Source organism: Pararobbsia alpina (assembly GCF_965118125.1).
Lineage (GTDB): Bacteria > Pseudomonadota > Gammaproteobacteria > Burkholderiales > Burkholderiaceae > Pararobbsia > Pararobbsia alpina_A.
This window is the reverse complement of record NZ_OZ221287.1, coordinates 3,512,230-3,525,544: the sequence shown is the minus strand read 5'-3', so window position 1 is coordinate 3,525,544 and position 13,315 is coordinate 3,512,230. Positions and strand designations below refer to the sequence as shown.

The window sequence follows — 13,315 nt, the reverse complement described above, 5'->3', positions numbered from 1 at the left end:
TCCGCTGGTTGTGCCCACTGGCTTACGTGCAGCCTTCACGTACAATTTCCCTGACCACGACGCGCGTGCGAGGGGATCATGCGGATGATGCTGTTCAGCTGTCGGCCGTACGACATCGAGTCCTTCCGTCGAGCCCAGGAGGACGGGCTTCCGGCAGGGTTTGGCGATATCGAGCTGACGTTTCGCGAAACCCGGCTCGATGAAACGACCGCGGTGCTGGCCGACGGCGCCGACGTCGTCTGTCCGTTCGTCAATGACGTCGTCAACGCGGCCGTGATTCGCCGCCTGTCTGCCGGCGGCACGCGCTTTCTCGCCTTGCGCTCCGCGGGCTTCAATCATGTCGACGTGGACGCGGCGACCGAGGCGGGCATCACGGTGGCTCGCGTCCCCGCCTATTCCCCGTATGCCGTCGCCGAGCATGCCGTCGGCATGATCCTGACGTTGAATCGCAAGCTGCATCGCGCGAACAATCGCACGCGCGAGAGCGATTTCTCGCTGAACGGCCTGCTCGGCTTCGATCTTCACGAAAAAACCGTGGGTGTCGTCGGCACCGGGACGATCGGCCGCGTGTTCGCGCGAATCATGGCGTCATTCGGGATGACCGTGCTTGCTTACGATCCGTTCGAGCACCCCGACATCGTCGCACTGGGCGGCCGCTACGTGACGCTTGACGCGTTGCTGGCGCAATCCGATGTCGTGAGTCTGCATTGCCCGTTGTTGGCGTCGACGCGCCATCTGATCAACGCGTCTTCGCTGGCGGCCATGAAACCTGGCGCGATGCTGATCAACACGAGTCGTGGCGGGCTGGTCGACAGCCTTGCCGTTGTCGACGCACTGAAATCCGGCCAGCTTGGCCACCTCGGTCTGGATGTCTACGAAGAAGAGGGTGCGCTGTTCTTCGAGGATCATTCGGATGAGCTCTTGCTCGACGATGTCCTCGCGCGGCTTTTAAGTTTTCACAACGTGCTCATCACAGCGCATCAGGCTTTTTTCACGCGTGAGGCCCTGGCGCAAATTGCCTCGACGACGATGACGAACGCGCTTGCCTGGCGCAGGGGCGAGCCGTGCAATCTGGTCGTCGCGGATGCCTGATTCCGGATGCGCGATGCTTGAAGCGTGAAGCTCGGGATGGATCGCCTGGGGGCGCTTGCATAGGGCTTCCGCATGAACATCCGCATCGACCACCTGCATCGACCACGCGCATTGAGGACCCGCATACGGCGCACGCGCTTATCCGTCCTGGCCAGTCGTCGCCCTATCCCGATTTGAACATACCGCCCGAACAACGATAGGCCGTCTAGCTTTGCATCGCCTGAATGTGTAGCGTATAGTATCGCTATACAGAGGCGCGACGTGCCATGATAAAGTCGTTTCTTCACAAGGGGTTGCAGGATTTTTTCAAAACGGGGAGCAAGGCAGGGATCCGACCCGATCACGCGTCAAAGCTTGCTCGGCAGCTCGCGCAGCTCAATGCGGCACTCGCCCCTGAAGATATGAATCTGCCGGGATGGCGATGGCATCCACTGAAGGGTGGAGTCCTCGCGGGTCACCATGCCGTGAGCGTCAACGGCAATTGGCGCATGACGTTCAAATTCGAGGGACGGGACGTCATCCTGATCGACTATCAGGACTACCACTGAAACGTGCGTTGTCGACGCGTTTGAACGAGTCAATTGATCCAGTGTCCAGACAGACAGTTAGCCAGTTATAGCCAGAGGGACTGCATGAGCCAGCAATTCAATCCGCCGCACCCGGGCGAGACGCTCCGAGAAGACGTCCTGCCTGCCCTGAATCTGACCGTGAGCGCTGCCGCCAAGCAGCTCGGCGTCACGCGCGCGGCGCTATCCCGCGTGCTGAACGGCCGCGCGGGTATTTCCCCGGAAATGGCCTTGCGCATCGAAGGCTGGCTGGGTGTCGAGAACGGCGGCCGTGCAGATGTCTGGCTGGGCATGCAGGCCGCCTACGATCTGTGGCAAGCGCGTGTGCAAGGCGCGCCCAAGGTTGCGCGCGCGGTCATTGCGGCTTGATCGCAGCGACGCGCTTCAGGCCCGGCGGCGTTGGCCGCCGGCCTTTCCCGTATAATCAATTCATTGCGAAAAGGCGCGCCCGGCGTTCGCCAGGGCTTCTACGTCGTTCCGTTCCGTCGTCATGTGATGTGCCGAGGTCTTCGATCGAGGCCATCGGGTGACGCCGCGCCAGAACGCCGTCGCCGCGCCGAAATCCGCGCGCGCTCCAAACATAACGTCAGAACACGCTCCACAGGTCCGCATCAGCAAGCCATGAAAGCCGCAGATATCCGCGAGAAATTCCTGAAGTTCTTCGAATCGAAGGGCCACACGATCGTCCGTTCGTCGAGCCTCGTGCCGGGTAACGACCCGACGCTGATGTTCACGAACTCGGGCATGGTCCAGTTCAAGGACGTGTTTATCGGCACGGACAAGCGTCCGTACTCGCGCGCGACGACGGCGCAGCGCAGCGTGCGTGCCGGCGGCAAGCACAACGATCTTGAAAACGTCGGCTACACCGCGCGTCACCACACGTTCTTCGAGATGCTCGGCAACTTCTCGTTCGGCGACTACTTCAAGCACGATGCGATCCGCTTCGCGTGGGAGCTGCTGACGACCGTCTACATGCTGCCCAAGGACAAGCTCTGGGTCACCGTCTATCACGAAGACGATGAAGCCTACGACATCTGGGCGAAGGAAGTGGGCGTGCCGGCCGAACGGATTATCCGGATCGGCGACAACAAGGGCGCCAAGTACGCGTCGGACAACTTCTGGCAGATGGGCGACACGGGTCCGTGCGGTCCGTGCACGGAAATCTTCTACGACCACGGTCCGGATGTCTGGGGCGGCCCCCCGGGATCCCCCGAAGAAGACGGCGACCGCTACATCGAGATCTGGAATCTCGTGTTCATGCAGTTCAATCGTGACGCGCAAGGCAATATGACGCGTCTGCCCAAGCCCTGCGTCGATACGGGCATGGGGCTCGAACGTCTCGCAGCCGTGCTCCAGCACGTGCATAGCAACTACGAGATCGATCTGTTCCAGAAGCTGATCCAGGCATCGGCGCGCGAAACGGGCATCGCCGACCTCGCGAACAACTCGCTGAAGGTCATCGCCGACCATATCCGCGCCTGCTCGTTCCTGATCGTCGACGGCGTGATCCCGGGCAACGAAGGCCGCGGCTACGTGCTGCGCCGGATCATCCGCCGCGCGATCCGTCACGGCTACAAGCTCGGTCGTACGACGCCGTTCTTCAACAAGCTCGTCGCCGACCTCGTCGCGGAAATGGGCACGGCGTATCCGGAACTCGCCGAAGCACAACAGCGCGTGACCGATGTGCTGCGTCAGGAAGAAGAGCGCTTCTTCGAAACGATCGCGCACGGGATGGAAATTCTCGAAGCGGCGATTCAGGAAATCGAGAAGGCCGAAGGTCAGCCGCGCGTCCTCGCGGGCGAGATCGCCTTCAAGCTGCACGACACGTATGGCTTCCCGCTCGATCTGACGGCCGATGTCTGCCGCGAGCGCGAAATCACGGTCGACGAAGCGGCGTTCGACGAAGCCATGACGCGCCAGCGCGAACAGGCGCGTGCGTCGGGCAAGTTCAAGATGTCGGCCGCCCTCGAATACAGCGGCGAAAAGACGCTGTTCCACGGGTATGAAAAGTTGATCGTCGACGACGCGAAGATCGTCGCACTCTACGTCGACGGTACGGCTGTCGATTCGGCTACGGCCGGCCAACAGGCTGTGATCGTGCTCGACCACACGCCGTTCTACGCGGAGTCGGGCGGCCAGGTCGGCGACCAGGGTCTGCTGGCGAACGATCACGCGCGCTTCGCGGTCGTCGATACGCTGAAGGTGCAGGCTGACGTCGTCGGTCACCATGGCGAAGTTCAGCAAGGTACGCTGAAGGTCGGTGATGTCGTGAAGGCCGAAGTCGATACCGAGCGCCGTGCACGCACGATTCGCAATCACTCGGCAACGCACTTGATGCACAAGGCGCTGCGCGAAGTGCTGGGTGCTCACGTACAGCAGAAAGGTTCGCTCGTCGATCCCGACAAGACGCGCTTCGACTTCGCCCACCACTCGCCGATGACCGACGACGAGATTCGCCGCGTCGAAGCGATCGTCAACGCCGAAGTGCTGCGCAACGTGGCGACACACGCGCAGCACATGGCGTACGACGACGCCGTGAAGGGCGGTGCGATGGCGCTGTTCGGCGAGAAGTACGGCGATGAAGTCCGCGTGCTCGATATCGGTTTCTCGCGCGAACTCTGCGGCGGCGTTCACGTGAGCCGCACGGGCGACATCGGCCTGTTCAAGATCGTCGTCGAAGGCGGCGTCGCTGCGGGCATTCGCCGCGTTGAAGCGATCACGGGCGACAACGCCGTGCGTTACGTCCAGGACGTCGTGGCACGTCTGTCCGAAGCAGCGGGCGCCCTTAAGGCGCAGCCGGCCGAACTGACATCGCGCATCGTCCAGGTGCAAGACCAGGTCAAGGCACTCGAGAAAGAGCTCTCGCAACTCAAGTCGAAGATGGCGTCGAGCCAGGGTGACGAACTCGCTTCGCAAGCGATCGAAATCGCGGGCGTGCACGTGTTGGCCGCGCAACTCGAAGGCGCCGACGTGAAGACGCTGCGCGAGACGGTCGACAAGCTCAAGGACAAGCTCAAGAACGCCGCCATCGTGCTGGCCGCCGTCGAAAACGGCAAGGTCAGCCTGATCGCCGGCGTGACGCCTGACGCGAGCAAGAAGGTCAAGGCGGGCGACCTCGTCAACTTTGTCGCGCAACAAGTCGGCGGCAAGGGCGGTGGCCGTCCTGACATGGCACAGGCTGGCGGCACCGATGCGGCGGCACTGCCGGCGGCGCTCGGTGGCGTCAAGGGCTGGGTCGAGAGCCGTCTGTAATCTGAAATCATGCGTCAGACGCCGGCAGTCAGTGGCGTCTTGATGTTCAGCCGTACAAGCTAAGGCCGCTACATAGCGGCCTTAGTCGTTTGTGCTTCGGGTCACCGGGGCAATCCGCCGTGCAACGCACTACAATATCGGTCTTTGACCCAGCGGCAGGAGTGTCATGCAGCATTTCGCGTCGGACAACTACGCCGGGATTTGCCCGGAAGCGCTCAACTACCTGATTGAGTGCAACAACAGCGGTCACGAAGCCGCTTACGGTGACGACACGTGGACCCAGAAGGTTTGCGACCGGATCCGCAATCTGTTCGAAACAGACTGCGAGGTGTTCTTTGTCTTCAATGGCACGGCTGCGAACTCGCTCGCGCTCGCGTCGTTGTGCCAGCCGTACCAATCGGTGATCTGCCACGAACTCGCGCACATCGAGACGGATGAGTGCGGTGGCCCTGAATTCTTTTCGAACGGCTCGAAGCTGCTCGTTGCACGCGGCGAGAACGGCAAGCTGACGCCCGATGCGATCGAGCAGATCGTCACGCGGCGCTCGGACATCCACTTTCCGAAACCGAAGGCCGTCTCGCTGACGCAGGCAACTGAAGTCGGCACGATTTATACGGTCGAGGAAGTGCGCGCGATCGCGGCGATCGCCAAGCGGCGTCACCTGGCCGTGCATATGGACGGTGCGCGCTTTGCGAATGCGGTCGCGGCGCTCGGCGTGCATCCTTCGGAAATCACATGGCGCGCGGGCGTCGACGTGTTGTGCTTCGGTGGCACGAAAAACGGCCTGCCCGTCGGCGAAGCCGTCGTGTTCTTCGATCAGAAGATGGCCGAAGACTTCGCGTATCGCGTCAAGCAGGCGGGGCAGCTCGCATCGAAGATGCGCTTTATTTCGTCGCCGTGGCTCGGTTTGCTCGAGAACGATGTGTGGCTGCGCAATGCGCGTCACGCCAATGCGATGGCCAGACTGCTGCGCGATCGCATCATCGACATCCCGGGTGTTTCGCTGATGTTCGAACCGCAAGCGAACGCAGTGTTCGCGAACCTGCCGGTCGCGGCCGCGAACGTGATGCGCAGCAAGGGCTGGAAGTTCTACGATTTCATCGGCGCGGGCGGATGCCGGCTGATGTGCGCATGGGACACGACGCCCGAGACCGTCGAGAAATTTGCGTTGGAACTTCGCGAGCTCTGCGCGGCGACCGCGTGACTTGCATAACACCACAGGCAGCCACAGGCAGGACAGTGATGGAATTCGATAAGGAAGTCGACGCGCGCGGGCTCAATTGCCCGCTGCCGATTCTTCGTGCCAAGAAAGCGCTCGCCGACATGACCTCGGGGCAGATCCTCAAGGTGCTCGCGACCGACCCGGGCTCGCAACGCGACTTCGCCGCCTTTGCGAAGCAGACGGGCAATCAGATCGTCGACACGCATGTCGAAGACAAGACGTTTGTCTTCCTGATGAAGCGCCGATAGATCAGAGCGACGATGGGTCACGTTCGGTACGACGCGTACCGGACGCGCCATAAAAAAACCGCCGGACTCAACATCCGGCGGTTTTTTTGTTACTGCATGCGGTACAGATCGATCAACGACCGATCGATCGCCACTCAGCTTTCCATCACCGGCGAGCGCGTACGCAGATACTCTTCGAACTCGTCCTTGACCTCGGGGTGACGCAGCGCGAACTCGACCGTCGCCTTCAGGTAACCGAGCTTGCTGCCGCAGTCGAAACGCGTGCCGTGATAGCGATAGGCGAGCACCTGCTCGTCGGCCATCAGCGACTGGATCGCGTCGGTCAGCTGCAGCTCGCCGCCGGCACCCGGCTTGAGCGTACGGATATGTTCAAAAATCCGCGGCTTGAGAATGTAGCGGCCGACCACACCGAGGTTTGACGGAGCGACTTCAGGCGCCGGCTTTTCGACGATGCCTGACAGCTTGATGATGTTCTTTTCCCATTCCTTGCCTTCGACGATCCCGTACGAGCGCGAGTCTTCGATGGGAATCTCTTCGACACCGATCACCGAGCTATGGAAGTGGTCGAAGACTTCGACCATCTGGGCGAGCACCGGCGGTTCGCCATACAGCAAGTCGTCAGCGAGCACGACGGCGAACGGGTCGTCGCCGACGAGCTTCTCGGCGCACAGCACGGCGTGGCCAAGGCCGAGTGCCTCGGGCTGACGCACGTAGAAGCAATCGACGTGCGACGGCTTGATGCTGCGCACGAGGTCGAGCAGCTTCTGCTTGCCACGCGCTTCGAGCTCGGCTTCGATCTCATAGGACTTGTCGAAGTGATCTTCGATCGCGCGCTTGCTGCGCCCGGTCACGAAGATCATTTCCGTGATGCCCGCTGCGATGGCTTCTTCGACCGCATACTGGATCAAAGGCTTGTCGACGACCGGCAGCATTTCCTTCGGGCTGGCCTTGGTGGCCGGCAGGAAGCGAGTGCCCAGGCCCGCAACCGGGAATACCGCTTTCTTGACTTTCAGCATCTGTGCCATGTCTCAGTACCTCGCCGTATAGATCGGAATCAAAAAGTTATGCGGGCAGACGCGCGAGCTGTGCGTGCAGCTTCGCGAGCGTCGATTCAAACTCCGCCAGGCGCTTGCGCTCTTGTTCCACCACCGCTTCGGGCGCGCGGGCGACAAAACTCTCATTACCCAGCTTGGCTTGCGCCTTGCTGACTTCACCGCTGAGGCGGGTCACTTCCTTCGAGAGCCGTTCGCGCTCGGCCTTCACGTCGATCTCGACCTTGAGCGCAAGCTTATCCGAACCCACGAGAGCAACCGGCGTGCCTGCGGCCGCTGCGTCGAGCGACGCTTCGTCGGCCATCACGGTAACTTCGGACAAACGGCCCAGCGCGCGCACATACGGTGCGAACGATTCGAGCTGAGCCGCGTTGCCGCTCGCGAGCAGCGGCACGCGCACGGCAGGCGACAGGTTCATCTCACCGCGCAGATTGCGGCACGCGTCGACCACGGCCTTGAGCTGGCCAACCCATGCTTCGGCCGCTTCATCAATCTTCTTCGGCTCGCTGAGCGGGTAAGCCTGCACCATGATCGAGGCGCCTTGCGCACTCGCATCGCTCGCAGCGGGATAGCGTCCCGCAAGCGGCGCAACTTTTTGCCAGAGCGCTTCAGTGATGAACGGAATCACCGGATGCGCGAGACGCAAGGTGGTTTCGAGCACACGCAGCAGCGTGCGGCGCGTCGCGCGTTGTTGCGCAGGCGTGCCATTCTGGATCTGTACCTTCGCCAGTTCGACATACCAGTCGCAGTACTCGTCCCAGACAAACTTGTAAATCGTGCTCGCGACGTTGTCGAGACGGAAGTCCGCAAAGCCCTTGGCAACATCGGCCTCGACACGTTGAAGCAGTGACACGATCCAGCGATCGGCTTGCGAGAAATCGAGGGCGCCATCCGGGCCGCAGTCACCCACGCACTCGCCGACGCCGCAGTCATGCCCTTCGCAATTCATCAGCACGAAGCGCGTTGCGTTCCAGAGCTTGTTGCAGAAGTTCCGATACCCCTCGCAACGCGCGAGGTCGAAATTGATGTTGCGGCCGAGCGTCGCGAGCGATGCCATCGTGAAGCGCAGCGCGTCGGTGCCGAACGACGGAATGCCGCTCGGGTAGTCCTTGCGTGTCTTCTTTTCGATCTGCGCCGCTTGCTTCGGATTCATCAGGCCAAACGTGCGCTTCTGGACCAGCGACTCGAGATCGATGCCGTCGACGAGATCGATCGGGTCGAGCGTGTTGCCCTTGGACTTCGACATCTTCTGGCCTTCGGCATCGCGCACCAGACCGTGGATGTAGACCGTATCGAACGGCACCTTGCCCGTGAAATGCGTCGTCATCATGACCATCCGGGCAACCCAGAAGAAGATGATGTCGAAGCCGGTCACGAGCACGGACGAGGGCAGGAAGCGTTCGAGCTCGGCCGTCTGATTCGGCCAGCCGAGTGACGAGAACGGCACGAGCGCCGACGAGAACCACGTGTCGAGCACGTCGTCGTCGCGCTTGAGCGCGCCCGTGTAGCCGGCGGCCTGAGCCTTCTCACGTGCTTCGTCTTCGCTGCGCGCGACGAACACCTGGCCGGCGTCGCCGTACCATGCGGGGATCTGATGGCCCCACCAGAGCTGGCGAGAGATGCACCAGTCCTGAATGTTTTCGAGCCACTGGTAGTACGTCGTCGACCAGTTCTCGGGCACGAACTTGATCTGTCCGTTGCGCACGACGTCGAGCGAGACTTCGGTGATCGACTTGCCGGCGTGCAACGTGCCTTCGGGAGCCGGCTTGCTCATCGCGACGAACCATTGGTCCGTGAGCATCGGCTCGAGCACGACGCCGGTACGGTCGCCGCGCGGTACCTGAAGCTTGTGCTTCTTGGTTTCAGCGAGCAGGCCGAGCGCTTCGAGGTCGGCTACGATCTGTTTGCGAGCATCGTAGCGATCGAGGCCGCGATACTTTTCAGGGCCGTTGTCGTTGATCTTCGCGTCGAGCGTGAGGATCTCGATCATCGGCAGCTTGTGGCGCAGACCGATCTGATAGTCGTTGAAATCGTGTGCGGGCGTGACCTTGACGACGCCCGTACCGAACTCACGATCGACGTAATCGTCAGCAATGATCGGGATCTCGCGATCGGTCAGCGGCAGCCTGACGGTCTTGCCGACGAGCGCCGTGTAGCGGTCGTCTTCCGGATGGACGATCACGGCGACGTCGCCGAGCATCGTTTCGGGACGCGTCGTCGCGACCGTCAGGTGGCCGGAGCCGTCGGCCAGCGGATAGTCGATATGCCAGAGGAAGCCATCTTCCTCTTCGCTCGACACTTCGAGGTCCGACACGGCGGTGCCGAGCTTCGGATCCCAGCTGACGAGACGCTTGCCGCGGTAGATCAGGCCCTGTTCATAGAGGCGGACGAATACTTCGCGCACGGCGGTCGACATCTTGTCGTCCATCGTGAAATATTCGCGAGACCAGTCGATCGACGCACCCAGGCGACGCACCTGGCTCGTGATCGTCGAGCCCGATTGCTGCTTCCATTCCCATACGCGTTCAACGAACTTCTCGCGGCCGAGGTCATGGCGCGAGACCTTCTGCGCATCGAGCTGGCGTTCGACGACGATTTGCGTCGCGATACCCGCGTGGTCGGTGCCCGGCACCCACAGCGTGTTTTCGCCGAGCATGCGGTGATAGCGCGTGAGGCTATCCATGATCGTCTGATTGAACGCATGGCCCATATGCAGGGTGCCCGTGACGTTCGGCGGCGGCAGCTGGATCGAGAAATCTTTCGCGCCCTCGGCGAAGCTCGGCTTCGCATAACCGCGTTGCGCCCATTCCGGGCCCCAGTGCGCCTCGATGGTGTGGGGCTCGAAGCTCTTCGCGAGGGTGGTCTCGGTACCCGCAGCTTGTTCTGCCGGGGTCTCGCTGATGCTGTCGCTCATTGAATTCTGCGTAGGTTGGCGTGAAAGCTTGAATTATAAGGGGTTCGGCGGTCCTTCAACGGTGCGGTGGACCGCTTGCCCGCATCCGGAGCGGAATTGGCTCGATTTGGCGACACACGCGGTGCGAATCCGCCATCGTCTCAAGCGCGTTCCGCGGCGGATCGGCCGTAGCCGGCGACATTTGCGCGCGAATCCCGCATCGCCTGACGAAATCTGTCTCGCGGGGCGACTACCGCGATGGACATGATCGTTGCCAAGCGTTTGGCCTATGCATTCTCGGGCAGATTTGCCGCTTCTTGCCCGCCGTTCTCTAGCCGTTCTCCGACCAATTCGTGCGGGACTGGGTCCGCTGCTCCCGCGCGCTTCGGCCGAAGCCGTCCGGTAAAAAGACGCGTGGCCGTTGCAGCGATCGCGCACATCGGAGCCGATGCCGCGCGCCGATGCCGGGTGCCGTCGCCGGTCGTCGCTCGCGCCTTATAATGTGCGGCCGCTCCACCGAACATCCTGCGAAACGCCTTCATGTCCGATCTGCTTGCCAATCTGAATCCCGAACAGCTCGCCGCGGTGACGCTGCCCGACGAGCCCGCGCTGATTCTCGCCGGGGCGGGCAGCGGCAAAACGCGCGTGCTGACGACGCGTATCGCGTGGTTGATCCAGACGGGGCAGGTCAGCCCGAACGGCATTCTCGCGGTCACGTTCACGAACAAGGCGGCACGCGAGATGGTCGGGCGGCTCGAGGCGATGTTGCCGATCAATACGCGAGGCATGTGGATCGGCACCTTTCACGGGCTGTGCAACCGCATGCTGCGCGCGCATTTCCGCGATGCCGGATTGCCGCAGACGTTTCAGATCCTCGATACGGCGGACCAGCTTTCGGCGGTCAAGCGCCTGATGAAGGGCCTGAACGTTGATGACGAAAAGTACCCGCCGAAGAACGTCGTGTACTTCATCAACAATGCGAAAGAGCAGGGACTGCGGCCGTCGAAAGTCGAAGCGACCGACAGTTTCAATCGCAAGCTCGTCGAACTTTACGAAGCCTACGACGCGCAATGCCAGCGCGAAGGTGTGGTCGATTTCGCCGAACTGCTGCTGCGTTGCTATGAGCTATTGATGATGTCGGCGCCGTTGCGCGCGCATTATCAAAACCGTTTCCGCCACGTGCTCGTCGACGAGTTCCAGGATACGAACCGGCTTCAATACGCGTGGCTCAAGCTGCTCGCGGGCGAACACAACGCCGTCTTCGCCGTGGGCGATGACGATCAAAGTATTTACGCATTCCGCGGCGCGAATGTCGGAAATATGGCGGATTTTGAACGCGAGTTTCGCGTCCGTCATTTAATCAAGCTGGAACAGAATTATCGATCGCATGGATTTATTCTTGATGCGGCGAATCAGCTGATTTCCAATAATTCACGCCGTCTGGGCAAAAATCTGCGTACCGACGCAGGGCACGGCGAGCCCGTGCGCGTGTATGAAGCGGCGACCGACAACCAGGAAGCGAATTTCATTGTCGAAGAGATTCGCGCGCTGCTGAATCAGGGACTGTCGCGCGGCGAAGTCGCGATTCTGTACCGTAGCAACGCGCAATCGCGCGTGATCGAACACACGCTCGTCAATGTGGGTTTGCCGTATCGCGTGTATGGCGGCTTGCGATTTTTCGAGCGACAGGAAGTCAAGCATGCGCTCGCCTATTTGCGTCTGATCGACAACCCGAATGACGACACCGCATTTGCACGGGTGGTGAATTTCCCTGCGCGCGGTATTGGCGCACGGTCAATCGAACAACTGGCAGACGCAGCGCGTTTGTACAACTGTTCGATGGCGGCAGCCGTGCCGTATACGACGGGCAAGGCCGGTTCGAGCCTCGGCGCCTTCGCGAAGCTGATCGACAAGATGCGCGCCGAGACGCTGCCGTTGAGCTTGCCTGAAACCGTCGAATACGTGATTCGCGAAAGCGGGCTGATTGGTCACTACGAGACGGAGCGCGAAGGCGAAGACCGTATCGAGAACTTGCGCGAGCTGATCAATGCGGCCGCGGCATTCGTCGGTGAGGCGGGTTATGGACTGAACGCGCCGGCGCGCGTGATCGCCATGGCGCCGAATGCGATCAACGCGCCGCAGCTCGATGTCGACGGTGTTCAGATTCTCGACGCCGATGCACCTGGTGGCGATCTGCCGGCCAACGATTTGATGACGCCGCTGGCGGGTTTCCTGTCGCACGCGTCGCTCGAGGCGGGCGACAATCAGGCTCAGGCCGGTCAAGATGCTATCCAGTTGATGACCGTGCACGCGGCGAAGGGACTCGAATTTACGGTCGTGTTCATCACGGGCCTCGAAGAGGGACTCTTCCCGCACGAGAACTCGGCCGTCGACCCTGACGGGCTCGAAGAAGAACGGCGTCTGATGTACGTCGCCATCACGCGTGCGAAGGAACGACTCTATGTGTCGTTCACGCAGAGCCGCATGCTCCACGGCCAGACACGCTACAACGTGCGTTCGCGCTTCCTCGCAGAACTACCCGAGACCTCGCTCAAGTGGCTGACCCCGCAGACGGATGCCGGCGCGCGTTGGGGCGGCCGTTCGGACAATGCAGGTTGGGGGCGCGACTGGTTCGGCCGGTCGGGTGGCGAAGAAGGCCGCGGCGGCGGAGGTCAGCGTAGCGGCTACGGTCGTCGTATTGCCAACGGCGGTGGCGATGACGAAGAGGGATACTCGAGCGGCCGCCGAAGCGCTGACGAAGCCTATACCGGCAACACGCCGTTACCGGCCTACGCCAACAAGCAGCGCGCGGCCGAAACAGGATTCCGCGTCGGCCAGCCTGTGTTTCATACGAAATTCGGCGAAGGCACGATCACCGCGCTCGAAGGCGCGGGCGACGATGCGCGCGCGCAGGTCAACTTCCGTCGCAATGGCCAGAAGTGGCTCGCGTTGGCCGTCGCCAAGCTTCAGCCGATTGAAGACTAAAGAGC

General features: G+C 61.7%; 9 protein-coding genes. 7 read left to right on the top strand and 2 right to left on the bottom strand.

All coding sequences use genetic code 11. The features are described 5' to 3' along the window. Window positions 1-78 precede the first annotated feature (78 nt). From ACMFWR_RS15240 to ACMFWR_RS15215, 6 genes are all read left to right on the top strand, one after another. On the top strand, window positions 79-1,092 hold the full coding sequence (locus ACMFWR_RS15240) for a 2-hydroxyacid dehydrogenase (RefSeq protein ID WP_413192448.1): 1,014 nt from the start codon (window positions 79-81) through the stop codon (window positions 1,090-1,092). A gap of 266 nt (window positions 1,093-1,358) precedes the next feature. Next, window positions 1,359-1,640 (top strand): type II toxin-antitoxin system RelE/ParE family toxin, encoded by a 282-nt coding sequence (locus ACMFWR_RS15235; protein WP_413192447.1) that lies wholly within the window; start codon window positions 1,359-1,361, stop codon window positions 1,638-1,640. An 84-nt stretch (window positions 1,641-1,724) separates the two neighbouring features. Beyond that, window positions 1,725-2,027, top strand: a complete 303-nt coding sequence (locus tag ACMFWR_RS15230) for a HigA family addiction module antitoxin (protein ID WP_413192446.1) — start codon at window positions 1,725-1,727, stop codon at window positions 2,025-2,027. 252 nt (window positions 2,028-2,279) lie between these two features. Further along, complete coding sequence (alaS, locus tag ACMFWR_RS15225) at window positions 2,280-4,910, top strand: alanine--tRNA ligase (protein ID WP_413192445.1); 2,631 nt, start codon at window positions 2,280-2,282, stop codon at window positions 4,908-4,910. Window positions 4,911-5,076: 166 nt separating this feature from the next. Next, on the top strand, window positions 5,077-6,114 hold the full coding sequence (locus tag ACMFWR_RS15220; protein ID WP_413192444.1) for a threonine aldolase family protein: 1,038 nt from the start codon (window positions 5,077-5,079) through the stop codon (window positions 6,112-6,114). A 38-nt stretch (window positions 6,115-6,152) separates the two neighbouring features. Then, a complete protein-coding gene (locus ACMFWR_RS15215; protein ID WP_413192443.1) occupies window positions 6,153-6,380 on the top strand; it encodes a sulfurtransferase TusA family protein in 228 nt (75 codons plus the stop codon). A 134-nt stretch (window positions 6,381-6,514) separates the two neighbouring features. On the opposite strand, the gene galU is transcribed toward ACMFWR_RS15215, so the two are convergent. Next, a complete protein-coding gene (galU, locus tag ACMFWR_RS15210) occupies window positions 6,515-7,396 on the bottom strand; it encodes a UTP--glucose-1-phosphate uridylyltransferase GalU (protein ID WP_413194920.1) in 882 nt (293 codons plus the stop codon). Window positions 7,397-7,442: 46 nt separating this feature from the next. Continuing rightward, window positions 7,443-10,346, bottom strand: a complete 2,904-nt coding sequence (locus tag ACMFWR_RS15205; protein WP_413192442.1) for a valine--tRNA ligase — start codon at window positions 10,344-10,346, stop codon at window positions 7,443-7,445. 519 nt (window positions 10,347-10,865) lie between these two features. Between ACMFWR_RS15205 and ACMFWR_RS15200 the strand changes: the two genes are divergently transcribed. Then, on the top strand, window positions 10,866-13,310 hold the full coding sequence (locus tag ACMFWR_RS15200) for a UvrD-helicase domain-containing protein (RefSeq protein WP_413192441.1): 2,445 nt from the start codon (window positions 10,866-10,868) through the stop codon (window positions 13,308-13,310). Window positions 13,311-13,315: the final 5 nt, after the last annotated feature.

Excerpts from the sequence above, each read along its gene's own strand:
- ACMFWR_RS15240 (WP_413192448.1), top strand. The coding sequence starts at position 79 with ATGCGGATGATGCTGTTCAGCTGTCGGCCGTACGACATCGAGTCCTTC.
- ACMFWR_RS15235 (WP_413192447.1), top strand. The coding sequence starts at position 1,359 with ATGATAAAGTCGTTTCTTCACAAGGGGTTGCAGGATTTTTTCAAAACG.
- ACMFWR_RS15230 (WP_413192446.1), top strand. The coding sequence starts at position 1,725 with ATGAGCCAGCAATTCAATCCGCCGCACCCGGGCGAGACGCTCCGAGAA.
- alaS (WP_413192445.1), top strand. The coding sequence starts at position 2,280 with ATGAAAGCCGCAGATATCCGCGAGAAATTCCTGAAGTTCTTCGAATCG.
- ACMFWR_RS15220 (WP_413192444.1), top strand. The coding sequence starts at position 5,077 with ATGCAGCATTTCGCGTCGGACAACTACGCCGGGATTTGCCCGGAAGCG.
- ACMFWR_RS15215 (WP_413192443.1), top strand. The coding sequence starts at position 6,153 with ATGGAATTCGATAAGGAAGTCGACGCGCGCGGGCTCAATTGCCCGCTG.
- galU (WP_413194920.1), bottom strand. The coding sequence starts at position 7,396 with ATGCTGAAAGTCAAGAAAGCGGTATTCCCGGTTGCGGGCCTGGGCACT.
- ACMFWR_RS15205 (WP_413192442.1), bottom strand. The coding sequence starts at position 10,346 with ATGAGCGACAGCATCAGCGAGACCCCGGCAGAACAAGCTGCGGGTACC.
- ACMFWR_RS15200 (WP_413192441.1), top strand. The coding sequence starts at position 10,866 with ATGTCCGATCTGCTTGCCAATCTGAATCCCGAACAGCTCGCCGCGGTG.